Raw genomic sequence first — 25,273 nt, 5'->3', positions numbered from 1 at the left:
AGTTAAAAGTATTTTCGTAAATATTTTTCTCTTTCTGGATAATGGGCTATTTCAACCCACAGCAGTGCAACATCTGTCAGTACTTCTGGTGCCTTTATTTTATGGGGGCAGCTGTCAGATGTGCGATTAAAAAAAGTGGAGTTTCATCATGTTTAATGAAGTCCATAGTAGTCATGGTCACACACTATTGTTGATCACAAAGCCATCTCTGCAAGCTACGGCATTATTGCAACATTTAAAGCAATCGCTGGCCATAACCGGAAAACTGCATAATATTCAACGTTCTCTGGAAGATATCTCAGCCGGTTGCATTGTTTTAATGGATATGATGGAAGCGGATAAGAAGCTTATCCACTATTGGCAGGATAATTTAAGCCGCAAAAACAATAATATAAAAACATTATTGTTAAATACCCCTGACGATTATCCCTACCGTGAAATTGAAAACTGGCCTCATATTAACGGCGTGTTTTACGCCACTGAAGACCAGGAACACGTGGTCAGCGGATTACAGGGTATTCTGCGGGGCGAATGCTATTTTTCACAAAAATTAGCCAGTTACCTGATTACACACTCAGGAAATTACCGCTACAACAGCACCGAGTCCGCATTACTCACTCATCGCGAAAAAGAGATCCTCAATAAGTTACGTATTGGTGCCTCTAATAATGAAATCGCCAGGTCGCTATTTATCAGCGAGAATACGGTTAAGACACATCTTTATAATCTTTTCAAAAAGATAGCTGTCAAAAATCGCACCCAGGCAGTTTCATGGGCAAACGATAATCTCAGGCGGTAAGGCCATGAAACGCTATCTGACCTGGATTGTAGCAGCAGAGTTACTGTTCGCTACCGGAAACCTGCATGCCAATGAAGTTGAAGTCGAGGTTCCCGGATTGTTAACCGACCATACCGTCTCTTCGATAGGACATGAATTCTATCGTGCATTCAGCGACAAATGGGAAAGCGAATACACCGGCAATCTGACCATTAATGAAAGACCCAGTGCGCGTTGGGGAAGCTGGATCACCATAACGGTAAATCAGGACGTTATTTTCCAGACCTTTTTATTTCCAATGAAAAGAGACTTCGAGAAAACCGTCGTCTTCGCATTAGCGCAAACAGAGGAAGCATTAAATCGCCGACAAATAGATCAAACGCTATTAAGTACGAGTGATTTAGCGCGTGATGAATTCTAAAACATGATTTTTATCCGGAGGCTGTCATGCGTGTTAAACATGCAGTAGTGCTACTCATGCTTTTTTCGCCATTAACCTGGGCTGGAAATATGACGTTCCAGTTCCGTAATCCTAACTTTGGTGGAAACCCCAATAACGGTTCCTTTTTATTGAATAGCGCCCAGGCGCAAAATTCATATAAAGACCCCGCTTATGATAACGATTTTGGTATCGAAACCCCCTCAGCGTTGGATAACTTTACACAGGCTATTCAATCGCAAATTCTGGGCGGCTTGTTGACCAATATTAATACCGGGAAACCAGGACGTATGGTGACCAACGATTTTATTATCGATATCGCTAATCGCGACGGACAGCTCCAGCTCAACGTCACGGACAGAAAAACGGGAAGAACCTCGACCATCGAAGTGTCAGGTTTACAAACTCAGTCAACCGATTTTTAAGCTACAGTCACTAAAGGATATAAATCATGCCGCGCTTACTTATTTTGGTTGCCGTTTTATTGTTGAGCGGATGCTTAACTGCCCCGCCGAAACAAGCTGCGAAACCGACATTAATGCCCCGCGCACAAAGTTACAAAGATTTGACGCACTTACCTGCTCCCACCGGTAAGATCTTTGTTTCGGTATATAACATTCAGGATGAAACGGGCCAATTTAAACCTTACCCGGCAAGTAACTTTTCTACGGCTGTGCCGCAGAGCGCCACCGCTATGTTGGTCACTGCGCTGAAAGATTCGCGCTGGTTTATCCCGCTGGAACGACAAGGCTTACAGAATCTTTTGAATGAACGGAAAATTATTCGCGCAGCCCAGGAAAACGGCACCGTGGCGATGAATAACCGTATCCCGCTTCAGTCGCTGACGGCGGCAAATATTATGGTGGAAGGTTCTATTATTGGTTATGAAAGTAACGTCAAATCCGGCGGGGTCGGCGCAAGATATTTCGGTATTGGCGCCGATACGCAGTATCAGCTGGATCAGATTGCTGTCAACCTGCGCGTGGTTAACGTCAGTACGGGCGAGATCCTTTCTTCGGTGAACACCAGTAAAACGATCCTTTCCTATGAAGTACAGGCAGGCGTGTTCCGTTTTATTGATTACCAGCGCTTACTGGAAGGCGAAATCGGCTATACCTCGAACGAACCGGTGATGCTGTGTCTGATGTCAGCCATTGAAACCGGCGTTATCTTCCTCATTAATGATGGTATCGATCGCGGACTGTGGGATTTGCAGAATAAAGCGGACAGGCAAAATGATATTCTGGTGAAATACCGTGAGCTGTCAGTACCGCCAGAATCCTGATGAATACGACAAAGCGTGGGGAAGAACCCCACGCTTTTTTATTTTGTGACCGCCGTATTCGCTGAATGTTGCTCGCGGCGTGATGCCAGCCATAGCCCACTATTTTTCATGGCATAGCCAAAGATTAGCCCCAGCGCCAGCGACGGTAATACCAACCGCCAGTCACCCTGCCCTGCAAATGTCGCGCAGGCGCCGATAAATGTTCCCGGAACAAAAGAAAGCAATAGCTGCTTTGCCTGGATACACATCAGGAATGCCACGATCCCCGTCAACACGTAACTGACAATTTCCAGATGCGGCGCCAGCGCGCTACCGTGAATAATGACCAGCGCCCACACCATACCGCTTAACAGCGTACAAGCGGAAATCAACAATCCCTTAAAGCCGCCCTGCGGACAGGCGAAATAAGCCGTACAGCCTAAAAAACCGGCCCAGCTTAGTAACCCCAGGGAGACGGCCACCCATCCCCATATTCCAGAAAGGATGCCCGTCGTGATAGCAATAGAAAGAAGTATGTTCATGGCGCGCATCATAACAGAAAAGCGGCACATTAATGAGATCACGCACACATTTTATGCAATGATGTAAAACCAGTTGCAGTTAAAAGTGATTTACATCACATTATTCTTCGTCTTCTTCCTGAAGTTCATCCCACATGGCCCCTATCGCATCACGCGTTAGCGGCGCCAGAGTGCGCCAGAATGGCGTAACGGCATGGGCTTCAACTTTACCGAGGAAGGTATTGCACCAGGGAAGCAGATAATCGGCAAATAAGGTTTCCAGCGCTTCACTTTCATCTTCGGCAGACTGATCTTCCAGCCAGGAGGCCGCGAGCAATAAAGTGCCAATGTGATCGGCAGGCGTATCGGCCAGCGGCATCCCTCGCGACGTTAAAAAAGCGCGCACCTCAGACTCTTCTGCGCCTTCGACCCACGCACTGCGGTATGGCGCTACCGCGCACTCTTCCCCAACAAATAACGCATTGTAATCAGTGGAAATCTGCGTGATATCGCAGCTTTTCTGTAAACGCGCCAGCATGTCATCCTGCTCCAGCGGCCAGTTTGCCGCCAGTTTACCTTCACGGATTAACGTAAACAGCGGAACCAGTAAAGGATCTTGCGGTTGGCGGTAAAACAACGATCCCAGCACACGGCACAGGATTGAAAACTCATTCATTGATATCTTCCCATAAATAACGATTAAAGTTCGGCAAATTCCGGTACAGGCGCCATACCGCGTGATTCGAGGAAGGCCAGTAAGCGCTGCGGCGAGACGTTCAGGATTCGATCTTCCGGAAAATTCACCGCATCCAGAATTTTCCGGCATTCGGTGAAATCGCCAAGCGTAAAGGCCGTATGGGAATCAGATCCTAACGCTACCCAGCCTCCCGCATCGCGTACGGCGGCAGCGACCGCGCGGCAATTATCTTCGCTTCCTTTACGCGAATGCAGAAAAGAAGAGTTGTTGATTTCCAGCGCTACATGGTGTTTCGCCGCCGCCTGCGCGATGGCTTTAACCTCCACTGGATACTTTGGATTTCCGGGGTGACTAATTATATGCACCTTGCCGCTGGCGATGGTCGCGATCATCGCCTGGGTATTGGTTTCTTTATCATGCGGCGCAAAAACGGGCTCATGAAAGCCTGCGATAATCAGATCCAGCGAGTCGAACATCTTTCCGGAACAATCAATTTCACCGTTAATGTTCTTGATATTCGCCTCAATGCCACGCAGTATCCCCACGCCGTCAACCAGACGCGGCCAGATGCGCATGTTAATAAAATGCCAGTGATGCGGCGCATCTTCCATGTCCGGACCATGATCGGTAATCGCAAAAAGTTTAATGCCTTTGCGTTTGGCTTCCGCGATATAATCGCTCAGGGTACTGTAGGCATGAGTGCTGGCGACGGTATGCATATGCAGGTCAACGGGATACATTGCTCTCTCCTGTAGTCATTTCCGACAAGGATAGCAGGTATCGCCAGCGTTTTTTAGCGAAACCCGGCCCGCGCCGGGTTGATGTCAATATCCTCTCGCCCGATCCACCTGCCCCGTCACCGGCTCTCCCTTCTCCAGCTGGGTAATGGTGCGGCTAATATAATCGATGGCTTCCGCTGGACGGGTGACTGCCGCAATGTGCGGCGTCATGGCGACTCGCGGATGGCGCCATAATGGACTTTCCTGCGGTAACGGTTCCTGGCTAAAGACATCCAACATCGCGCCTTTTAGCTTACCGCTATCAAGCGCAGCCAGCAGATCCGCCTCCTGAACATGCACGCCGCGCGCGAGATTCAACACGTAAGCGCCATCCGGCAATTGATCCAACAATTCGCTATTAATAATTCCTACCGTTTGGGCCGTATTCGGCAGCAGATTAATCAGCACCCGCGCCTGGTTCAGGAAAGCGTGCAGCTCTTCACGCCCAACATAACTTTCCACGCCAGGCCAGGATTTGCGGCTACGACTCCAGCAACGTAACGGGAACCCCCACGCCTGTAGACTTTCTGCCACTTTTGCGCCCAGTACCCCTGCGCCCATGATACCGACGCTAAATTCTTCGCGGGTATATTCCGGCAACGGTTTCCATAGCGCCTGATTTTTCAGCGCCTGATAATCATCGAAACGACGGAACCAGTGTAATACCTGGCTGACGGCATACTCCTGCATTTGCAGGCCCATTCCGGTATCTTCCAGACGGAATAGAGGAATGGAGGCGTCCAGCATTTCCGGATGCGCATTTAATTTACTCAGAATTGCATCCACCCCCGCGCCCAGCGCAAAGACGGCTTTTAAGCGTCTTCCGGCCAGCATTTCAACCGGGGGCTGCCATACAAGCGCATAGTCTGCGGGGTTGTTATCACCGACCTTCCATTCACGAACGCGCGCATGTGGGAGAGCCTTCTCCAGCGCATTTACCCACCAGGCGGCGTTAAATGTCGGGTGATAAAAAATTATCTCCATGTTATCTCCTGAGCAGTATTGTGCGGAATGTGATTGCGCCTGTTATCAGCGTTTTCAACGGGATGTGCAGCATAGCAAATTTCCCGGCGCGGGCAAAAAAAGCAGTTTTCGCTTATTAAAGCCACAGATTGGTGGAAGTTTGTATAAACGCGCTTTTTTTTAAAAAAGTTGATTGACGTAGAAAGGATATTTCCCTACATTAGCGCCCGTTCCAGTAATGCTGGAGCGACAATATGGTGAGGTGTCCGAGTGGCTGAAGGAGCACGCCTGGAAAGTGTGTATACGGCAACGTATCGGGGGTTCGAATCCCCCCCTCACCGCCATATTCAAGTTGAGAGCCTGTACAGAAGTACGGGCTTTTTGCTTATATGTATCCCCCAAACCAAGGGGGGATGAGAACCACCGACCGGGGTTCGACACAAAAACGCCGGGAGCGTTTTTGAACAGAGCTTGCTCTGGCCCCGAAGGGGCGAGGCCCAGGGATGGGCTGAGTAGCGGCGCAGCCAGTTGGACAGACGACGAGCCTGCGAGGAGACTGCCCGAAGGGCGAGCGCAGCGAGTCAATCCCCCCCCTCACCGCCATATTTAAGAAAGAGCTCGTACGAATGTACGGGCTTTTTTCGCATTAAGCCCCCCCGTCCATTGCCGGATGGCGGCACAGTTCACAGGCGCCTTATCCGGTCTACATAAGCGCAGCGCCACCGGGCAATAACACCACCATCCGGCTTTCAATTTTAGCCAAGAATTTCAGTGAGTTTTACTTTGCGCCCCTCGTTTGAGGAAAGCGTCGCAGCATCAGCGGTAGCAATGGCATTTGTCGCCGCTTCTCCCGTTAGCAATTTAGCAAACTCCTCGCCTGGCTCCAGACCGTTTATCACATCATGCAAGTACTGCATCTCCAGTTTCATAATTGATGAGAGCCACATCGGCGTACGTTTACCGGGTTTACCATAAGCGATTGCGCCATCCATCTCGCTGGATATGTTACCGTTGCGACGATCATCATCCTCCGCCTGGCTTTCATGCACAAGAAAGTGTGTTTTTTTGCCCGCTTTTATTAGATAACCCGCCGTGTTTTGCATATCAATGAGAATTGCACCTGTCGTGCCCTCAATTAATACATAGTGCTCAGGGTAGTGGAACGATGATCCCCACTGAAGTGTCGCGAAACGACCGCTTTCAAACTCAAGGGTGATTAGGACAACATCATCTTCATCACCAAATTTTTCACCTTTGTGCGCAACATTCCCCGCCGCCATTGAAACCAGGGATGGGGTTTCATCCATGATGAACAGTGTACAATCTAGCTCGTGAATGTGATGGTACAGATGCCCGCCTGACTTTGCGCGAATCTTCTTCCATGAGATCTCATCCTGCACGTCTTCAAAACCATTACGTTTAGTGTGAACTTGTGTAACTTCACCGATTTCACCGGCTTTGATGAGCGCTTTAGCGTGGCGAACCCCATGAAAAAAGTTCATAACGTGACCCGCCATAAAGGTAACACCAGCTTCTTTGCAGGCATCAACCATATCCTTACAATCCTGGTAATTTAAGGCGATAGGTTTTTCACAAAACACGTGTTTACCCGCTTTAGCCGCCGCAATGACCGGCGCTTTATGTAAGTAATTTGGTGAAGCAATAATTACGCAATCCACATCAGGATGGGTACAAAGCGCCTCCATTGTTGCAGTGGCGACACAGTTCAGCTCTTTCGCTATCGGATCCGCATTTACCGGATCGTAAATCGCAGTGATTTTCGCTCCTTCAACCTTAGACATAAATCGCGCCAGTTCAGCGCCAAAATAACCCGTACCTACAACACCGTATTTCGTCATCATTTATCCTCTATTAAAATTCTTTTGTTGATTGAAAACTTTCACGACGTGCTTTTAGTCTATCCGGAATGGATAAGCCAATAATGAGTAGAATTGTTGCGGTCCAGAAAGCAACAATGAACGTTAGCGCAGCGCCTAGCCCCATTGTTATTCCAAGCCAGGTCGCCGCCATTGAATTGAATGTGCCTGATGTCGCAGCAAGATTATAAATCAGCCCGGTACCCAAACCACGAACCTCAAGAGGAAAGTAGTCGTAGAGAAATTTGGGAACCAACCCGCCAACACCTACGTTAGTCGCCATTAAACCGAATAAACATGCGCCCAGCAGTAAATAATTATCTTGCGGAATTCTGAATAACGGGAAAATGAATAAAAAGGACATGAGAAGACCAATGCTGAACGTTTTCTTCAAACCAATTCTATCTGCGCACAGACCCCAAACGATATTTCCCAATACAGTGCCGAATGCTGCCGCCGTCATTAAATTAGAGACCACGCCCGTATCAAAGCCCTCGCCCGCTAAATATGTAGGCAGTAGACCAAAGATTGGCCAGTTTGCGCCAAAAATAGAGAACAGAACAATAAATACACATAATGTCAGTGGAAATTGAGCTCGATTAAATAGCCCTTTCATTGACAAAGAGAAAACTGACCAGGCACTTTGTGAGTGCTTTCCGGGACCACTGAGTTTGGCTTCTTCCCACTCTTTAGATTCAGGAGCCCTGGCCCGGATGTAGATTACTAAAAGAACGGGTAGCAAACCGACAAAAAAAGCAGCACGCCAACCATACGCTTCGGCAAATGACGGCATAAAGTAGGCTGCTATGATGTTACCAATACCGAAACCTGAAACCAGAAATGCGCTCGCTTTAGATTTTAAATGCTTTGGCCAACTTTCCACGGCATAAGTAGAAGCGCAAGCATACTCCCCCGCCATCCCCATACCGACAATGAAGCGACTAAGCGTCAGCATAATTACACCGGAAGCCAGGCCACTTAACCCTGTACCAACAGAATAGGCAACTATCGACCACATCATTAACGGCTTACGGCCAAATTTGTCTGCCAGCAGACCAAATAGCGCCCCGCCAAATGGTCGCCCAATAAAGGCCGCTGTGGCAAGGAATGCGCCCTCCATATCTGTCAATCCTAAGTCAGCCTTGATCAGATACATAATGTAGAAAATCAGCATAAAGTCGAAGCCATCAAAAACGTAACCCAGCCATGCTGAAAATAAAGCATTTTTTTGTGGACGAGTTATCTCGCTATACCACGGGAAGAATTTTGCTATCACAATAAAACCCTTATTTGCTGTTACCGTCTGAAATGCTTACGGAATTAACTTTTAAGTCATATCAATTGCCGAATAAGACACAATCAACCGGCACTTTCCGACAACCGCCTGAGATCGTAGCTATGTAAGACGTATATTCATTGTTTATCATCCTTATTCGTAGCTACGTTAAGGACGTGAATACTCAAGACAAAGTCTAACGTTCTGTAACGTAGCCACGGGCTATAAGATTATCGATATGAATACTAAGCAAAGATTAGTACAGTAACTCTTTAACCTTTCTCAAAAGTGGTATTGTAATCCAACGCGATAACGGGTCTGTCTCTCATCGGTATTATTTCTCACCGCTACATTTCCGACCTCAACGTATGGTGTAAATGACTTATTCAGTTTCCAGGCTAAAGCCACATTATGTTCATAGTTTGTTTTTTTGTTATCAAATTTAATTTGATCGCTATCCATCCAGGTAAAGTTATATTCTAATTTCAACTCATCAAAAACATAACCTATATAAGTATCAAATCTATTCGTTTTCTCATCATCACTATAGTTAGCTGTCTTCCTTGCATAGTCATAACGGTAACGACCAGCCATATAAACACCAGAATCAAAATTATATTGCCCCCTTAAATAAGGCTTATAAATTGAAGTGTCTGGACCGCTTTCAAATATAAATCCAGGCTGCAAAACAAAATTGTCCGTAACTTTATAATTATAACTTACGCCCAGTTCTATAGCGTTTGCGACGAGATCGCTTAAATGCTTATCCTGCTCACCATCTACTCCTCCCGATTTAACGCTGGCATCGACATAAAAACCAATGCCGTTAGGAAGCTTTTCAATTATAGCAATACGGTCTTTATTAATTCTGGTTCTATCAGCATATTCATGCCGATAATCAAAGGTTGCCGCTTGTAGATATGATGAAAATGCTATAAACGAAACCATACCCAGAAGATATTTGTTGATTTTCATAAAATACTCCGCTCATCAATTAACTTTATTTTTGTATTTAAAAAATTATTTTATTAATAAATTACCATCACGCATGGTAAAGGAGGTTACAGACGAAACAGGTTTCCCTTTAGCATTTTCACCACCAATAAGGAAAACTTCATCACCATAACTTACTGATACACCATAGCCGAGAGGTTGTTTCATTTTACCCATATATTGCCAATGGCCATTAACCAAACCATAGACTTCATCTCGCCATTTTTTATTTATTCCTTCGTGGGAATAAAACTTTCCATTGGTATAATTTTGTTTTGCTCCCGGAAAATTCGCGCCACCACCGACAAGCAGGACACCGTGACTATAGCCCGAAAATGCTCCGGCCAACCCTTCTTGCTGTTGTTCTCCAGGCGATGGCGGTAACTGGCTGTTCTTCAACCATGTTAGCTTATCGTTATCCCACATGGCGCGGTAAATTACATCGGTACGTAAACCCGGTTTGAGCTCACCATTAATCAGCATCAGGAAATTATTTTCCATTACCGATGACGATCCTGCCGTCCCCGCGCCTGGCAGCTCACCGGCATTCTTCCATGTGTTCTCTTTAGCATTGTAGATAAATACGATTTTATTAAAAAAATAATCTTTGGCAGGTTTATTAAAATAATTATAGATGACTTTATTTTTTTCACTTTCATCCGCAGCAGCAGCCGCTATATCAATAAAATACTTATCAAAGATATGCTCATTAACCCCTCCGGTAATAAGTACCATCGTTTCGTTTAATTTTACTCCCGTATGCCCTGTTAATCCAACTGGAGATATAGTGTCAACTTTTTGCCATGTATTTTTCACCGGTGAGTATTTGTACACATCGCTATAAACCTGCAACGGTGATTCACTGTTTTTTTTCCCTACGCCACCAAAAACATAAAGCTCATCATTTAAAAATACCGACACGGATTGCTCACGAGCTCCACCAGGAAACGACTTTATACGCTCCCAGTCTTTATGTTGCTTTTTAAGATCAATTTTATACCAGGATGTCCCTGCGGTACCTAAGCCGACATAAATCACGCCATTATTATCAATAGCGCCAGTACCATTTTTCAGTGGTTCTGGTATATCAGGAAGCGTCGTTGCATATCCTGATGTGGTGATAGCAACTGAGAAACATAGCGCCATTAGCGTCATCATTTTCTTAAAATTTTTCATCTGCATCCCCATGCGAAGAAATACAATTGGAGTAAAGCTTCATCATTAGTGATCTTATGGTGCACAATTTCAACAATGACAATGACAAAATGTGACCAAGCGCTAAAAATAATTACATGGAGTTATCATGTGCGAGGTAAAAGCACCCCATGGTGATGTTAGAAGTGATTATGGGTGACCTGTTATGGCCAAACTCATTAGTGATAGCATTCTGAATAAATACAACAAGAATTATGTGATGCATTTCATACTGGCTATCCCGTGGCGTATAAGCTCCTTCTGAGCATTTTATCTTTATGCCGGAAGCAATTAATAAAATACAGCAAGCTGCCGTCAGAATGAATTGTATTTGTCTTGTAGCTTCAGGTTATAGCCTCAAATCCGCTGGCGCAGTAATTGAATAACAAACATACCTTATGACTGTGTTCACATTTTTCTATCTTTTTGCTTGATGCAGCAACACTCCACGACATAACATAAAACGGAGTAAAACTTCAAAATATATAAGGCGGAACTGGATGTCACTATTAGCCAGGCTGGAACAAAGTGTACACGAAAACGGTGGGCTGATTGTCTCATGCCAACCGGTATCAGGCAGCCCTATGGATAAACCTGAAATTGTGGCTGCAATGGCACAGGCAGCGGCTTCGGCGGGTGCGGTCGCTGTGCGCATTGAAGGCATTGAGAATCTGCGGACTGTTCGTCCCCATCTTTCTGTTCCAATTATTGGGATAATTAAACGTGACCTTACAGGGTCGCCAGTCCGTATCACTCCATATTTACAGGATGTTGACGCCCTGGCGCAGGCAGGTGCCGATATTATCGCTTTTGATGCCTCATTCCGCTCTCGCCCGGTTGATATTGATAGTTTACTGACACGTATTCGCCTGCATGGATTACTGGCGATGGCAGACTGTTCAACCGTGAATGAAGGCATAAGTTGCCATCAGAAAGGAGTCGAATTCATTGGTACAACACTGTCTGGCTATACCGGCCCCATCACGCCGGTTGAGCCAGATTTGGCAATGGTGACGCAACTGAGCCATGCAGGTTGTCGTGTTATTGCCGAGGGGCGCTATAACACGCCTGCACTGGCGGCCAATGCTATTGAGCATGGTGCCTGGGCAGTTACCGTTGGTTCCGCTATCACCCGTATCGAGCATATCTGTCAGTGGTTCAGTCACGCAGTAAAACGCTGAACAGGAAAAGAAAATGAACACGCTTACTATTGATATTTATGTCTCAGAGAATAATCCGACGTTAATAATGCTATCGGCAAATACGATACCCAGGCCTGAAGCCTGTTTGAACGCAATATCGGATATCTGCTATTTCAGGTATCCGGCAGGACATACGTCTGGGCATCACCATTGGTGGAGCATAAATGCTCTGCCTTTTACATCTCATGATTACCGTCATTGAGATTAACAAAAACTATTACTTGATCTGAATATCGTATCGTCTGAATGATGGGAAGATAAAAATACACAGACGATGACCGCAACTCTACTCAAAACCATAAGCAGGAAAGAACTATGATTACACATTCTTTCGGCATCGTTAATTATCTTGTATTATTTGGCTACCTCCTGGCCATGATGTTAGTCGGTGTCTATTTTTCCAGACGGCAAAAAACAGCAGACGATTATTTTCGCGGTGGTGGCCGGGTTCCTGGTTGGGCGGCTGGGGTCAGTGTATTTGCTACTACGTTAAGCTCAATTACATTTATGTCAATTCCTGCCAAAGCGTTTACTTCCGACTGGACGTTTATCATTGGTCAGTATCTGGCTATCGCAATTTTACCGCTGGTTTTTTATTTCTATATTCCGTTTTTTCGGAAATTGAAAGTCACATCAGCCTATGAATATCTCGAAGCACGGTTCGATGTGCGCTGCCGTCTATTCGCCAGCATGTCATTTATGTTGTTTCATATCGGACGTATCGCCATTATCACTTTCCTCACCGTGCTGGCCTTGCGCCCCTTCATCGCTATAGACCCGGTGATTTTGGTACTGTTGATTAGCGTGATGTGTATCATTTATACCTGGATGGGGGGAATTGAAGGAGTAATATGGACTGATGTTATTCAAGGTCTCTTACTTTCTGGCAGCGCGATACTGATTTTTATAGTGATATGTCTCAAAGTCCAGGGCGGCATTGGTGAAATTTTTACGGTGACGCAGCAGGCGGATAAATTCTTTCCGGCTACGCAGTTCCACTGGAGCTGGACGGAAAGCACAGTACCTGTATTGATGATTGGTTTTCTGTTTGCCAATATTCAGCAATTTACTGCCAGTCAGGATGTGGTCCAACGCTATATCGTGACTGACTCCATAGAGGAAACGAAGAAAACATTACTTACAAATGCCAAACTGGTTGCTGTGATCCCTGTTTTCTTTTTTGCTATCGGCTCGGCATTATTTGTCTACTATCAGCAACATCCACAATTATTACCGGCGGGATTCAACACTGGCGGCATTTTGCCCTTATTCGTGGTCACCGAAATGCCAGTCGGCATTGCAGGGTTGATAATCGCCGCTATTTTCGCTGCCGCGCAGTCCAGCATCTCCAGCAGCTTAAACAGCATTTCCAGTTGTTTTAATTCCGATATCTATCAGCGTTTGAGTCATAAAAAAAGAACGCCAGAAAACCGTATGAAAATAGCTAAGTTAGTTATTCTGGTCGCGGGCCTGATAAGTAGCGCGGCCTCGGTATGGCTGGTCATGGCCGATGAATCAGAAATCTGGGATGCATTTAATAGTCTGATAGGTCTGATGGGAGGGCCAATGACCGGTCTGTTCATGCTGGGCATTTTCTTTAAACGAGCAAATGCCGGGAGTGCGGTTTTAGGAATTATTATCAGCGTCATTACCGTGCTGGGCGCACGCTATGCCACTGACCTTAACTTCTTCTTTTATGGGGTCATTGGCTCGCTAAGCGTGGTGATCAGCGGCGTTATTTTCGCCCCGTTATTTGCCCCGGCACCGCCATTGACGCTGGATGAAAAACCTGAACCAAAGGTGACATTATGATTTCATGATACCACGCTATACCGACACAACACACGGTGACGCCAACGCCCGGGGCGACAATACCGGGCCAGATATAAACCATCCGTCAGATGGCGCGCTATAAACACCGTAAGAGCAAACAGATTACTCTCCAGTGATGTTCTGTCATAAGTTGGCAACGCGATGTAAATATTCCCCCTCCTTTACTTACATCGCGCTTTTTTTCATGCCGCAGACTTGATAGGCTCTGCTCTGTTCGATATTGCAGGCTTTGTGCCGCAATCAGCCCTCAAGAGCAGGAACTATATGGAGCCTCAACCCCCACGTCTTAAACCCGGAAAAATCCTTGACACTCTGGGTGCTATGCAAAAAAGCCTGACACGTGCCTCCCAGCGTATTGCGCAATATATTTTAGCCTTCCCCAGACAGGTGACACAGTCATCTATTGCCGATTTGTCGCGCGACACACAGGCCGGAGAAGCCACGGTTATTCGCTTTTGTCGCACCCTGGGCTATAAAGGTTTTCAGGATTTTAAAATGGACCTGGCCATTGAACTTGCCACTACCGAGTCTGATGACAGTAGTCCTCTACTGGATGCCGAAGTTAGCGAATCCGACGATGCCCACGCCATTGGTTTAAAATTGCAGAACACCATTAGTAATGTATTATCTGAAACGCTAAATCTGCTTGATATGCAACAGGTTCTCGGTGTCGTGGACGCCCTACGTCACTGTCACTCAGTTTATATCTTTGGTGTGGGCTCATCGGGGATCACGGCGCTGGATATGAAACACAAGCTAATGCGTATTGGTTTACGGGGAGATGCGGTAAGCAATAACCATTTTATGTACATGCAGGCTACGCTATTAAAAGCAGGCGATGTCGCGATGGGTGTCAGTCACTCGGGCACATCGCCAGAAACAGTGCATTCACTCCGATTGGCCCGACAGGCTGGCGCCACCACAGTCGCCATTACCCATAATCTGGGTTCTCCATTATGTGAAGAGGCCGATTTTTGCCTGATCAATGGTAATCGGCAAGGAATGTTGCAGGGTGACTCGATCGGTACGAAAGCCGCGCAGCTTTTCGTCTTTGACCTGCTCTATACCCTTCTTGTACAGTCCTCGCCGGAACAGGCCCGAGAAAGCAAATTACGGACAATGAATGCCCTGGACATGACAAAATAATTCCCTTCACGTACAGGCGTCATTTCCTTTTTTGTCCATGAGTCTGCTGGACGCTTTATAGACAACAAAGCCCGGTCTCCCGGGCTCTGAAAGTCAATGCTATATTAGCTGTATGCGTGAAGCGTTCGCTGACAAAGCGCCGAGCGCACGCAGTCGTCTTTGTTGAAATGCACAATCCCCACCATTTCATCTTCTTCAAAGCGTTCCAACGCATCGCTCAACCCGGAACGCACGCCGCGCGGCAGGTCGCATTGCGTAATATCGCCATTGACAATGACCGTGACATTTTCGCCTAATCGCGTCAAAAACATTTTCATTTGCGCCGCAGTCACATTTTGCGCCTCGTCGAGAATCACGACCGCATTTTCAAAAGTACGCCCACGCATATAGGCGAACGGGGCAATTTCTACCTTACCGATTTCCGGGCGCAAACAATATTGCATAAAGGACGCGCCCAACCGTTTAAGCAGGACATCGTAGACGGGACGAAAATAAGGCGCGAATTTTTCAGCGATATCACCGGGCAAAAAACCAAGATCTTCATCAGCCTGCAATACCGGACGCGTCACAATGATCCTCTCGACGTCCTTATGAATCAATGCTTCTGCCGCCTTTGCCGCACTGATCCATGTTTTTCCGCAGCCGGCTTCGCCGGTCGCAAAAATAAGCTGTTTACTGTCAATAGCGTTCAGATAATGCGCCTGTGCTTCATTTCGCGCCTTAACAGGAGAGGTATCGCGACTATCGCGCGCCATGCCAATGGCTTCTACTCCGCCCATCTGTACCAGTGACGTGACCGATTCTTCTTCACGTTGCTTATGACTACGCGAATCTCGTCTCAACACACGCTTTGCTTCACGACGAGCTTTGATCACTGCTTTTTGTCTTCCCATGGATAGCACCTTGAGTTGTAGGTATACATCACCCGCGCTCTCTTGAACGCGATTATGCGCACACACATCTGAGGGTTGGCTTCCTTGTAAGCCTTAGCTTGCTTTTTGAAACGACGCCACACACGGCTACGCGCACCACATATGACGTCATGGGTATGGACAGTAAGAGAAATGATGAGAGCTTTTAAGGTGACAAGACCACCACCGGAGAGAGAATGTCCGTACAGGGTGTTGTAACTACTGTAAACAATGTGTCCTGGTGCGGACATTACCATTCGCGATCTCCATAGTGAGTGACCATCACTGCCGGGGAACTACCGCTATTACTACTAAGTACAACACAAAACATCAATAATGCAACAATATATTCACCAAACATTAACCAAACATTATTGCGTCATTGTCAGTCTCTTACAGAAAGATTACACAATTATTTCATTGGCAGGAGACTAAAAAAGATAATCATTAGCTACTATGGGTATTAATGGTGAAACCACCCATAAGCCATTGAATATTAAACATATAAAAGGTTAAAATGGAGTAATTAACATGTCCTCTCTCCCATCGCTAAAACGGCATTATTTATGCAAAATTTTGTGCGGCATACTTACGCCAGTAACGCTGACTCGTTTTAATTTTTGTCATTATCCTATTGCGTCAAGGCTATTGGTACCATTAACAGGCGATTTCATATATGGCCAGTTAGTGATTACTCGAGACGTATTACGGCCGCGTTAACGGCGCTCAAGGGCTAAAAATAGTTTGAGAGAGCGTCCTCATTTACCTGAACATCTTCAGTCAATCGGTCCGGGACTTATCAGAGGACCAGGCAGGCGTATAACGCCGCCTGGTAAAATATGTCCGATGGCAATAATGCTATCGGACATGTCGGTTATTCCGCCTGTAGCTTCGACGGCGGCGCGGAATGATAATGCGCGTCCGCTTTTGCAAAGCGTTCCTGCATCGCTGCTGTCGGCGCTTTGCCAAGCAGGCTAAAGATTACGATCCCCAGGCTGCCGAAAATGAAGCCAGGGATGATCTCATACAGATCCAGCCAGCCATATTGTTTCCAGACGATAACCGTCACCGCGCCAATAATCATTCCCGCCAGCGCGCCGTTACGTGTCATACGCGACCACATCACAGAAAACAGGACAACAGGTCCAAATGCCGCGCCGAATCCAGCCCAGGCGTAGCTCACCAGCCCCAGCACACGGTTATCGGGATTCGCCGCCAGCGCAATGGCGATCAGCGCTACCACCAGCACCATCACTCGCCCTACCCATACCAGCTCTTGCTGGCTGGCGCTTTTACGCAGAAAAGCCTTATATAAATCTTCCGTAATCGCGCTGGAGCATACCAGCAACTGACAGCTCAACGTCGACATCACCGCCGCCAGGATAGCAGACAGCAGAACACCGGCAATCCACGGGTTAAACAGGATCTGCGCCAGTTCAATAAATACGCGTTCTGAGTTTTGGTTCACCGCCCCGGCCAGCGCGGGGTTATTGTTAAAGTACGCAATGCCAAAGAAGCCCACCGCCACCGCGCCCGCCAGACACAGAATCATCCAGGTCATACTGATACGACGCGCATGAACAATACTGTGATGGGAATCCGCCGCCATAAAGCGCGCCAGGATATGCGGCTGACCGAAGTAACCCAGTCCCCAGCCCATCAGAGAAATAATAGCGACAAAATTCAGCCCCTTGAGCATGTCGACATTCTCGATGCTCTTTTGCTTGATCACCTCCAGCGACTCGCTAAAACCGCCTACGCCGACAATAACCATCACCGGCGTCAGGATTAACGCAAAAATCATCAGGCTGGCCTGAACGGTATCCGTCCAGCTAACGGCAAGAAACCCGCCTATAAACGTATAAATAATGGTTGCCGCGGCCCCCGCCCACAGTGCGGTTTCATAGCTCATACCGAAGGTGCTTTCGAACAGTCGTGCCCCAGCGACAATACCTGATGCGCAATAGATAGTGAAAAACAGCAGAATGACCAGCGCGGAAATAATACGCAGGACTCGGCTCTTATCCTCAAACCGACCGGTAAAATAGTCCGGCAGCGTGAGCGCGTTATTGTTAAATTCGGTATGCACGCGCAGGCGCCCGGCCACCAGCTTCCAGTTAATCCATGCGCCTAACGTCAGGCCAATGGCGATCCAGCTTTCAGAGATCCCCGACAGAAAGATAGCGCCAGGCAGCCCCATTAACAGCCAGCCGCTCATATCCGACGCGCCGGCTGATAAAGCCGTAACAAACGGCCCCAGGCTGCGACCGCCAAGAATATAGTCATCAAAGTTTTTGGTTGAGCGCCAGGCGATAAACCCAATCAATATCATGCCAAAAATATAGACACAGAATGTCACCAACATCGGTGTGCTAATAGCCATCAAGGTTCTCCAAATTTATTTATTGGCACTACCGTAGCGTGCCGTTTTGTACCCTGCCGGAACGTGGCAAGGGTGTTATGTTTACCAGGGCGACCGTATCCTGCCGGAAGCGGTGGTTATTCACAATCGATTTAACACACCATTTACATCAAATTTGATTGCAGAGGGATACTATTTTTCTCCAGGTTGCACTCTCTCACATTTTTTGCGGTTGCACCTTTTAAAAGTGTTAACTACCGCAGAGAAAATAAATCCAGATGGTTTTCCCCGTCAGACTCCCACTTTCTTTTTTTAACAATTTATTCATTTTTAAGCTTGCAACGCAGGTCACATTTAACGCGGTTGCACAAAGTTGCAACATAGTGGATATTTTCCGCTAACTATTGGTTAGCAGATAGAGCGAATAACAGGAGTAGAGGGTATGGGAACCACCACGATGGGGGTTAAGCTGGACGACGCCACGCGCGAACGGATCAAAATGGCCGCGTCGCGTATCGATCGCACGCCGCACTGGTTAATAAAACAGGCAATCTTTAGCTATCTGGACAAGCTGGAAAATAGCGATACGCTACCGGAGCTACCTGCGCTGTTTGCCGGCGCGGCAAATGAAAGCGAGGAGCCGGTCGCGCCGCAGGATGAGCCGCATCAGCCCTTTCTGGAGTTTGCCGAACAGATTCTTCCCCAATCCGTCTCTCGCGCCGCCATCACCGCCGCCTGGCGCCGCCCGGAAACCGATGCGGTGTCAATGCTAATGGAACAGGCGCGCCTGTCGCCGCCTGTCGCTGAGCAGGCGCATAAACTGGCGTATCAACTGGCGGAGAAATTGCGCAATCAAAAATCCGCCAGCGGTCGCGCGGGTATGGTACAAGGCCTGTTGCAGGAGTTTTCCCTCTCTTCGCAAGAAGGCGTTGCGCTGATGTGTCTGGCGGAAGCGCTGCTGCGTATTCCCGACAAAGCTACGCGCGATGCGTTAATTCGCGACAAAATCAGTAATGGCAACTGGCAGTCGCATATTGGCCGTAGCCCGTCGCTGTTTGTAAACGCCGCCACCTGGGGGCTGCTCTTTACCGGCCGACTGGTCTCAACGCATAACGAAGCCAATCTTTCGCGCTCGCTGAACCGCATTATCGGCAAGAGCGGCGAGCCGTTAATCCGCAAAGGCGTCGACATGGCGATGCGTTTAATGGGCGAGCAGTTCGTGACTGGCGAAACCATTGCTCAGGCGCTGGCGAATGCCCGAAAACTGGAAGAGAAAGGGTTCCGCTATTCTTACGATATGCTGGGCGAAGCCGCGTTAACCGCCGCCGATGCGCAGGCCTATATGGTCTCTTACCAGCAAGCGATTCATGCCATCGGCAAAGCGTCTAACGGTCGCGGTATTTACGAAGGGCCAGGCATCTCGATTAAGCTGTCCGCCCTGCATCCACGCTATAGTCGCGCGCAATACGATCGGGTAATGGAGGAGCTTTATCCGCGCCTGAAATCCCTGACGCTGCTGGCGCGCCAGTACGACATTGGTCTCAATATCGACGCCGAAGAGGCGGATCGTCTGGAGATCTCGCTCGATCTGCTGGAAAAACTCTGCTTCGAACCCGAACTCGCAGGCTGGAACGGCATTGGCTTTGTGATCCAGGCTTACCAGAAACGCTGCCCGCTGGTCATTGATTATTTAGTCGATCTGGCCTCCCGTAGCCGCCGTCGGCTGATGATTCGTCTGGTGAAAGGCGCCTACTGGGATAGCGAGATCAAACGCGCGCAAATAGAAGGGCTGGAGGGCTATCCGGTTTATACCCGCAAAGTGTATACCGATGTCTCTTATCTGGCCTGCGCGAAAAAACTGCTCGCCGTACCTAATCTGATCTACCCGCAGTTCGCGACCCATAACGCTCACACACTGGCGGCGATTTATCATCTGGCCGGGCAAAATTACTATCCGGGTCAGTACGAATTCCAGTGCCTGCACGGCATGGGCGAACCGCTGTATGAACAGGTCACCGGTAAAGTGGCGGACGGAAAACTTAACCGTCCCTGCCGTATTTACGCGCCGGTGGGAACACACGAAACCCTGCTGGCCTATCTGGTACGACGCCTGCTGGAAAACGGCGCCAACACCTCTTTTGTCAACCGTATCGCCGATGCCACCCTACCGCTCGATGAACTGGTGGCGGACCCGGTCGAGGCCGTGGAAAAACTGGCGCAGCAGGAAGGTCAGGCTGGCATACCGCATCCGAAAATTCCGCTGCCGCGCGATCTGTACGGCGAAGGTCGGATAAACTCCGCCGGACTTGATTTAGCGAATGAACATCGCCTCGCCTCGCTTTCTTCTGCCCTGTTAAGCAACGCCATGCAGAAATGGCAGGCCAAACCTGTGCTGGAACAACCGGTGGCCGACGGTGAGATGACGCCGGTTATCAACCCGGCGGAACCGAAAGATATTGTCGGCTGGGGACGCGAAGCGACAGAAAGCGAGGTTGAACAGGCATTGCAAAACGCGGTCAATCAGGCACCGGTTTGGTTTGCGACGCCGCCGCAAGAACGCGCCGCCATTTTGCAGCGGGCGGCGGTATTGATGGAAGACCAAATGCAGCAGTTGATTGGCCTGTTGGTGCGTGAAGCGGGGAAAACGTTCAGCAACGCCATTGCCGAAGTGCGCGAAGCGGTAGACTTCCTCCATTATTATGCCGGCCAAGTGCGTGACGATTTCGATAACGAAACGCATCGCCCGTTAGGGCCGGTAGTCTGCATCAGTCCGTGGAACTTCCCGCTGGCCATTTTCACCGGCCAAATCGCCGCCGCGTTGGCGGCAGGTAACAGCGTTCTGGCGAAACCGGCAGAGCAGACATCGCTGATTGCCGCCCAGGGCATTGCTATTTTGCTGGAAGCGGGCGTACCGCCGGGCGTCGTGCAACTGTTGCCGGGACGGGGAGAAACCGTCGGCGCCCAGCTTACCGCCGATGCGCGTGTACGCGGCGTGATGTTTACCGGTTCCACGGAGGTCGCGACGTTGTTGCAGCGCAACATTGCCACGCGTCTTGACGCCCAGGGCCGCCCTATTCCGTTGATTGCGGAAACTGGTGGTATGAACGCTATGATTGTCGACTCTTCCGCGCTCACCGAGCAGGTGGTCGTGGATGTGCTGGCTTCCGCTTTCGACAGCGCCGGACAACGCTGTTCCGCGCTCCGCGTGCTGTGTTTGCAGGACGATATCGCCGAACATACGCTGAAAATGTTACGCGGCGCGATGGCGGAGTGTCGGATGGGGAATCCAGGCCGTCTGACGACCGATATCGGGCCGGTGATTGATAGCGAGGCCAAAGCCAACATTGAACGTCATATCCAGACAATGCGCGCCAAAGGCCGCCCGGTTTTCCAGGCCGCGCGTGAAAACAGCGATGATGCGCAGGAATGGCAAACCGGTACGTTTGTAATGCCCACGCTTATTGAGTTGGAAAACTTCGCAGAACTGGAAAAAGAGGTCTTCGGGCCTGTGCTGCACGTCGTGCGTTATAACCGTAACCAACTGGCGGAGCTTATCGAACAGATTAACGCTTCCGGCTACGGGCTAACGCTGGGCGTACATACCCGTATTGATGAAACCATTGCGCAAGTCACCGGTTCCGCCCATGTCGGCAACCTGTACGTTAACCGTAATATGGTGGGCGCGGTCGTCGGCGTCCAGCCGTTTGGCGGCGAAGGACTGTCCGGCACCGGGCCAAAAGCGGGAGGGCCGCTCTATCTCTACCGCCTGCTGGCACACCGCCCGCCCAATGCGCTCAATACGACGCTGACTCGTCAGGATGCGCGTTACCCGGTGGATGCGCAGCTTAAAACCACGCTACTCGCGCCGTTGACCGCCCTGACGCAATGGGCGGCGGATCGTCCAGCGCTACAGACGCTCTGCCGACAATTCGCCGATCTGGCGCAGGCCGGCACGCAGCGCCTGCTACCGGGGCCGACCGGCGAGCGCAATACCTGGACGCTGTTGCCGCGTGAACGGGTATTATGCCTGGCTGATGACGAACATGACGCGTTGACGCAGCTTGCCGCCGTTCTCGCCGTCGGCAGTCAGGCGCTATGGTCAGACGACGCCTTCCACCGCGATCTGGCGAAACGTCTCCCCGCCGCCGTCGCGGCGCGTGTCCAGTTTGCGAAAGCGGAAACGCTGATGGCGCAGCCGTTTGACGCGGTGATTTTCCACGGCGACTCCGACAAGCTGCGAACCGTGTGCGAAGCCGTCGCCGCCCGCGAAGGCGCGATAGTGTCGGTACAGGGGTTCGCCCGCGGCGAAAGCAATATACTGCTGGAACGGCTCTATATTGAACGTTCGCTGAGCGTAAACACTGCCGCCGCTGGCGGTAATGCCAGCCTGATGACAATTGGCTAATACTGTGGTTAATTAAGGCTCCGTCAATGGAGCCTTTTTACTCGCGTCAGAGGAGCGTATGAAACGAATTTTCCTTACCTGCGCGGCGTTGTTGTTCAGCAGTCAGGCGTTGGCCGATGAGTGTGCCAGCGCCAGTACGCAGCTGGAAATGAATCGCTGCGCCGCCGCGCAATACCAGGCGGCAGATAAAAAGCTGAACGAAACCTATCAAAGCGCGATTAAGCGTGCGCAACCGCCGCAGCGCGAGCTGTTGCAAAAAGCGCAGGTGGCATGGATTGCACTGCGGGACGCCGATTGCGCTCTGATTCGCTCAGGTACGGAGGGCGGCAGCGTGCAACCCATGATCGCCAGCCAGTGCCTGACCGATAAAACGAACGAACGCGAAGCGTTTTTAGCCTCGCTGCTGCAATGTGAAGAGGGTGATTTGAGCTGCCCACTGCCGCCAGCCGGTTAACGCACGCGAATCCCTTCAATAATAATGCGCTGAACGCTTTCGACCGTTTGGTTAAAAAAGGCTTCATCGCGAAGCGTCGCGCCGGTTACCGCCTCAACCTGAGGGGCAAAATCGGCGTAATGTTGCGTGGCGGCCCAAATCATGAAGATCAAATGGTGCGGGGAGACGGGCGCCAGTTTCCCGCTGTGCACCCATCCGGCAATCAGCGCGGATTTTTCATCTATCAACGCTTTTAGATCGCCGGTCAGTTCCTCCATTAAGAGCGGCGCGCCCGCCAGCATCTCCATGCAGAAGAGCCGCGACGCCTGCGGATAATCACGCGAAACTTCCAGCTTGAGACGGATATACTCTTTGATGGCCTCCAGAGGGGAAAATTCTGCGCGAAACGCCTTGAGCGGCGCCAGCCAGACATCCAGAATCTGTCGCATTACCGCGACATACAGCGCCTCTTTCGAGGGATAATAATAAAGCAGATTGGTTTTGGAGACGCCTGCCCGCTCGGCGACCTGCTCAAGACGCGCGCCATGAATGCCATACTGGGAAAAAACGGCAAGCGCGGCGGTTAAGATAAGCTGCCGTTTTGCACCGGTGGCCTGCGAGCGTTTCCCGATTTTTTTCTCTGTGCGTTGCGACATGCGCCCTCTCCTTTTTGTCAGGACGCAAGCATACCAAATCCGGCTTATAAACAAAAAAACCGCCGGAAATCCGGCGGCGGTGGCGCATGACGCTTTTTAGCGTGAAACGCTCAGCGTCTTGCTGTTGTGACGCAGGCTAGCTATTACGGTTACTGCTTTTGCCCCCTTTTTTGCCTGCTTCGGATGCACGCTGCGGGTCATTCTTAAAATTGCCCCCGCTGTGCTGACCACCTTTACGACCTGCTTCTGATGCTCTTTCGCGGTCTTCCGCAAAATTACCGGAACCGCCACGATGGTTTGCCATTACTGACCTCCGTCATAGATTAGACATCATATTGCATAGGTAATGAGGAGTATCTCCTCGCGCAGCGTATGAACGATATCATCAGTAACGCCGCGTAACATTAAGCATAGTGAAAAACGTCGTGGTAGGCCGCTTACCGAAATATTCTGCAACATTGGAAGCCGAATACGCAGAATAATAACCATAAGAAATAAATAAGTTATTCTTATATTTGGGAAAATCAAAGCGCTTAAAAATGTATCATTTTGCAACAAAGGTCGCCAAATTAATTATTGTTATAAATCAAAGAAATGGCGCTGAAATTTGCACTCTTCACAGGAGAGCATATCTTTAAATAGACGTAGCGAATCGCTACACACCTGATTAATCTGAGGAGTAGTACAAATGGCAAAGATTCTGGTGCTCTATTATTCCATGTACGGACACATTGAAACCATGGCGCATGCGGTGGCGGAAGGGGCAAAGAAAGTCGACGGCGCAGAGGTCATTATAAAGCGTGTGCCAGAAACAATGCCGCCTGAAATCTTCGCAAAAGCTGGCGGTAAAACACAAAACGCACCGGTTGCCACCCCACAGGAGCTGGCGGATTACGATGCCATTATTTTTGGTACGCCAACCCGGTTTGGCAATATGTCAGGCCAGATGCGTACCTTCCTGGACCAAACCGGCGGACTGTGGGCATCCGGCGCGCTATACGGCAAGCTCGGCAGCGTGTTCAGTTCTACCGGAACGGGCGGCGGCCAGGAGCAGACCATCACCTCGACCTGGACTACTCTTGCCCATCATGGGATGGTGATCGTCCCGATAGGCTATGCCGCACAGGAACTCTTTGACGTCTCCCAGGTTCGCGGCGGCACGCCTTACGGCGCAACGACTATCGCCGGAGGCGACGGTTCACGTCAACCAAGCCAGGAGGAACTCTCTATCGCTCGCTATCAGGGGGAATACGTCGCCGGTCTGGCAGTCAAACTCAACGGCTAATCTTCAACAGGAGGATTCGAATGCCAACTCAAGAAGCAAAAGCGCACCGCGTCGGCGAATGGGCAAGCCTGCGTAATACGTCGCCGGAAATTGCCGAAGCCATTTTTGAAGTCGCTCACTATGACGAGAAACTGGCAGAAAAAATATGGGAAGAAGGTAGCGATGAGGTGCTGATCAAAGCCTTTGAGAAAACGGACAAAGACTCGCTCTTCTGGGGCGAACAAATCATCGAACGTAAGAACGTATAACACAAACGCCC

The 25,273-nt window shown here is 49.4% G+C and carries 23 protein-coding genes and 1 tRNA gene; 12 read left to right on the top strand and 12 right to left on the bottom strand.

The window, feature by feature from the left end; all coding sequences use genetic code 11:
* Positions 1 to 148: 148 nt before the first annotated feature.
* Genes csgD through csgG form a run of 4 tightly spaced genes read left to right on the top strand, consistent with a single transcriptional unit; the run spans position 149 to position 2,502 of the window.
* Positions 149 to 799, top strand: a complete 651-nt coding sequence (csgD, locus tag ACLD4F_RS00695) for a biofilm master transcriptional regulator CsgD (protein WP_000481517.1) — start codon at positions 149 to 151, stop codon at positions 797 to 799.
* A 4-nt stretch (positions 800 to 803) separates the two neighbouring features.
* Positions 804 to 1,199, top strand: coding sequence for a curli production assembly/transport protein CsgE (gene csgE / locus ACLD4F_RS00690; RefSeq protein ID WP_000833307.1), 396 nt, complete (start codon positions 804 to 806; stop codon positions 1,197 to 1,199).
* 26 nt (positions 1,200 to 1,225) lie between these two features.
* Positions 1,226 to 1,642 carry a curli production assembly/transport protein CsgF gene (csgF, locus tag ACLD4F_RS00685; protein ID WP_001264073.1) on the top strand — a complete coding sequence of 139 codons (417 nt, stop codon included), beginning with the start codon at positions 1,226 to 1,228 and terminating at the stop codon, positions 1,640 to 1,642.
* Positions 1,643 to 1,668: 26 nt separating this feature from the next.
* Positions 1,669 to 2,502, top strand: a complete 834-nt coding sequence (gene csgG, locus ACLD4F_RS00680; RefSeq protein WP_001137620.1) for a curli production assembly/transport protein CsgG — start codon at positions 1,669 to 1,671, stop codon at positions 2,500 to 2,502.
* Positions 2,503 to 2,540: 38 nt separating this feature from the next.
* On the opposite strand, the gene ACLD4F_RS00675 is transcribed toward csgG, so the two are convergent.
* From ACLD4F_RS00675 to ghrA, 4 genes are all read right to left on the bottom strand, one after another.
* The gene (locus ACLD4F_RS00675; RefSeq protein WP_001546652.1) at positions 2,541 to 3,023 is read right to left on the bottom strand and encodes a DUF1097 domain-containing protein; all 483 of its coding nucleotides are present in this window, start codon (positions 3,021 to 3,023) and stop codon (positions 2,541 to 2,543) included.
* A gap of 100 nt (positions 3,024 to 3,123) precedes the next feature.
* Positions 3,124 to 3,678, bottom strand: a complete 555-nt coding sequence (locus tag ACLD4F_RS00670) for a molecular chaperone (protein ID WP_001001883.1) — start codon at positions 3,676 to 3,678, stop codon at positions 3,124 to 3,126.
* A 23-nt stretch (positions 3,679 to 3,701) separates the two neighbouring features.
* Positions 3,702 to 4,439 carry a phosphatase gene (locus tag ACLD4F_RS00665; protein WP_000283643.1) on the bottom strand — a complete coding sequence of 246 codons (738 nt, stop codon included), beginning with the start codon at positions 4,437 to 4,439 and terminating at the stop codon, positions 3,702 to 3,704.
* Between the two features lie 84 nt (positions 4,440 to 4,523).
* A complete protein-coding gene (gene ghrA / locus ACLD4F_RS00660; protein ID WP_023216572.1) occupies positions 4,524 to 5,462 on the bottom strand; it encodes a glyoxylate/hydroxypyruvate reductase GhrA in 939 nt (312 codons plus the stop codon).
* A gap of 235 nt (positions 5,463 to 5,697) precedes the next feature.
* On the opposite strand from ghrA, the gene ACLD4F_RS00655 reads away from it, so the two are divergent.
* Positions 5,698 to 5,785: transfer RNA gene (locus ACLD4F_RS00655), tRNA-Ser, on the top strand.
* A gap of 411 nt (positions 5,786 to 6,196) precedes the next feature.
* Here ACLD4F_RS00655 and ACLD4F_RS00650 read toward each other — a convergent pair.
* The 4 genes from ACLD4F_RS00650 to ACLD4F_RS00635 all read right to left on the bottom strand — a co-directional run bounded on the left by ACLD4F_RS00650 (position 6,197) and on the right by ACLD4F_RS00635 (position 10,775).
* Positions 6,197 to 7,303, bottom strand: a complete 1,107-nt coding sequence (locus ACLD4F_RS00650) for a Gfo/Idh/MocA family protein (RefSeq protein WP_000988594.1) — start codon at positions 7,301 to 7,303, stop codon at positions 6,197 to 6,199.
* A gap of 10 nt (positions 7,304 to 7,313) precedes the next feature.
* Complete coding sequence (locus ACLD4F_RS00645) at positions 7,314 to 8,594, bottom strand: MFS transporter (protein WP_000560758.1); 1,281 nt, start codon at positions 8,592 to 8,594, stop codon at positions 7,314 to 7,316.
* A gap of 282 nt (positions 8,595 to 8,876) precedes the next feature.
* Positions 8,877 to 9,569 (bottom strand): oligogalacturonate-specific porin KdgM family protein, encoded by a 693-nt coding sequence (locus ACLD4F_RS00640; RefSeq protein WP_411010629.1) that lies wholly within the window; start codon positions 9,567 to 9,569, stop codon positions 8,877 to 8,879.
* Positions 9,570 to 9,614: 45 nt separating this feature from the next.
* The gene (locus ACLD4F_RS00635) at positions 9,615 to 10,775 is read right to left on the bottom strand and encodes an N-acetylneuraminate epimerase (protein ID WP_015405990.1); all 1,161 of its coding nucleotides are present in this window, start codon (positions 10,773 to 10,775) and stop codon (positions 9,615 to 9,617) included.
* A 506-nt stretch (positions 10,776 to 11,281) separates the two neighbouring features.
* On the opposite strand from ACLD4F_RS00635, the gene ACLD4F_RS00630 reads away from it, so the two are divergent.
* From ACLD4F_RS00630 to ACLD4F_RS00620, 3 genes are all read left to right on the top strand, one after another.
* Positions 11,282 to 11,962 carry an N-acetylmannosamine-6-phosphate 2-epimerase gene (locus ACLD4F_RS00630; protein ID WP_058344313.1) on the top strand — a complete coding sequence of 227 codons (681 nt, stop codon included), beginning with the start codon at positions 11,282 to 11,284 and terminating at the stop codon, positions 11,960 to 11,962.
* A 336-nt stretch (positions 11,963 to 12,298) separates the two neighbouring features.
* Positions 12,299 to 13,795 (top strand): sodium:solute symporter, encoded by a 1,497-nt coding sequence (locus tag ACLD4F_RS00625; RefSeq protein ID WP_000628085.1) that lies wholly within the window; start codon positions 12,299 to 12,301, stop codon positions 13,793 to 13,795.
* 285 nt (positions 13,796 to 14,080) lie between these two features.
* Positions 14,081 to 14,962 (top strand): MurR/RpiR family transcriptional regulator, encoded by an 882-nt coding sequence (locus ACLD4F_RS00620; RefSeq protein ID WP_000433673.1) that lies wholly within the window; start codon positions 14,081 to 14,083, stop codon positions 14,960 to 14,962.
* Positions 14,963 to 15,066: 104 nt separating this feature from the next.
* On the opposite strand, the gene phoH is transcribed toward ACLD4F_RS00620, so the two are convergent.
* Positions 15,067 to 15,855: a phosphate starvation-inducible protein PhoH gene (phoH, locus tag ACLD4F_RS00615; protein WP_000533527.1), complete on the bottom strand. Its 789-nt coding sequence runs from the start codon at positions 15,853 to 15,855 to the stop codon at positions 15,067 to 15,069.
* Positions 15,856 to 16,747: 892 nt separating this feature from the next.
* Positions 16,748 to 18,256, bottom strand: a complete 1,509-nt coding sequence (putP, locus tag ACLD4F_RS00610) for a sodium/proline symporter PutP (protein WP_001018467.1) — start codon at positions 18,254 to 18,256, stop codon at positions 16,748 to 16,750.
* 421 nt (positions 18,257 to 18,677) lie between these two features.
* Between putP and putA the strand changes: the two genes are divergently transcribed.
* Together putA and ACLD4F_RS00600 are read left to right on the top strand one after the other, a co-directional pair.
* Complete coding sequence (gene putA, locus ACLD4F_RS00605) at positions 18,678 to 22,640, top strand: trifunctional transcriptional regulator/proline dehydrogenase/L-glutamate gamma-semialdehyde dehydrogenase (RefSeq protein WP_080094903.1); 3,963 nt, start codon at positions 18,678 to 18,680, stop codon at positions 22,638 to 22,640.
* A 58-nt stretch (positions 22,641 to 22,698) separates the two neighbouring features.
* Positions 22,699 to 23,094, top strand: coding sequence for a lysozyme inhibitor LprI family protein (locus ACLD4F_RS00600; protein ID WP_000821059.1), 396 nt, complete (start codon positions 22,699 to 22,701; stop codon positions 23,092 to 23,094).
* On the opposite strand, the gene rutR is transcribed toward ACLD4F_RS00600, so the two are convergent.
* The gene (gene rutR / locus ACLD4F_RS00595; protein WP_000083128.1) at positions 23,091 to 23,729 is read right to left on the bottom strand and encodes an HTH-type transcriptional regulator RutR; all 639 of its coding nucleotides are present in this window, start codon (positions 23,727 to 23,729) and stop codon (positions 23,091 to 23,093) included. The genes ACLD4F_RS00600 and rutR overlap by 4 nt on opposite strands.
* 136 nt (positions 23,730 to 23,865) lie before the next feature.
* Positions 23,866 to 24,033 carry a general stress protein gene (locus tag ACLD4F_RS00590; protein WP_001273663.1) on the bottom strand — a complete coding sequence of 56 codons (168 nt, stop codon included), beginning with the start codon at positions 24,031 to 24,033 and terminating at the stop codon, positions 23,866 to 23,868.
* Between the two features lie 384 nt (positions 24,034 to 24,417).
* Between ACLD4F_RS00590 and wrbA the strand changes: the two genes are divergently transcribed.
* Entirely contained in the window at positions 24,418 to 25,014 is a 597-nt protein-coding gene (gene wrbA, locus ACLD4F_RS00585; RefSeq protein ID WP_001062898.1) for an NAD(P)H:quinone oxidoreductase, read from the top strand.
* 20 nt (positions 25,015 to 25,034) lie between these two features.
* Positions 25,035 to 25,262 (top strand): YccJ family protein, encoded by a 228-nt coding sequence (locus tag ACLD4F_RS00580; RefSeq protein WP_001143125.1) that lies wholly within the window; start codon positions 25,035 to 25,037, stop codon positions 25,260 to 25,262.
* Positions 25,263 to 25,273 lie beyond the last annotated feature (11 nt).

The sequence above is a fragment of the Salmonella sp. 741265050_HSA genome, from assembly GCF_046569445.1.
In the GTDB taxonomy this organism is placed as follows: domain Bacteria; phylum Pseudomonadota; class Gammaproteobacteria; order Enterobacterales; family Enterobacteriaceae; genus Salmonella; species Salmonella enterica.
Note: the sequence above shows the minus strand (reverse complement) of the source record. Positions and strands in the feature narration are given on the sequence as shown.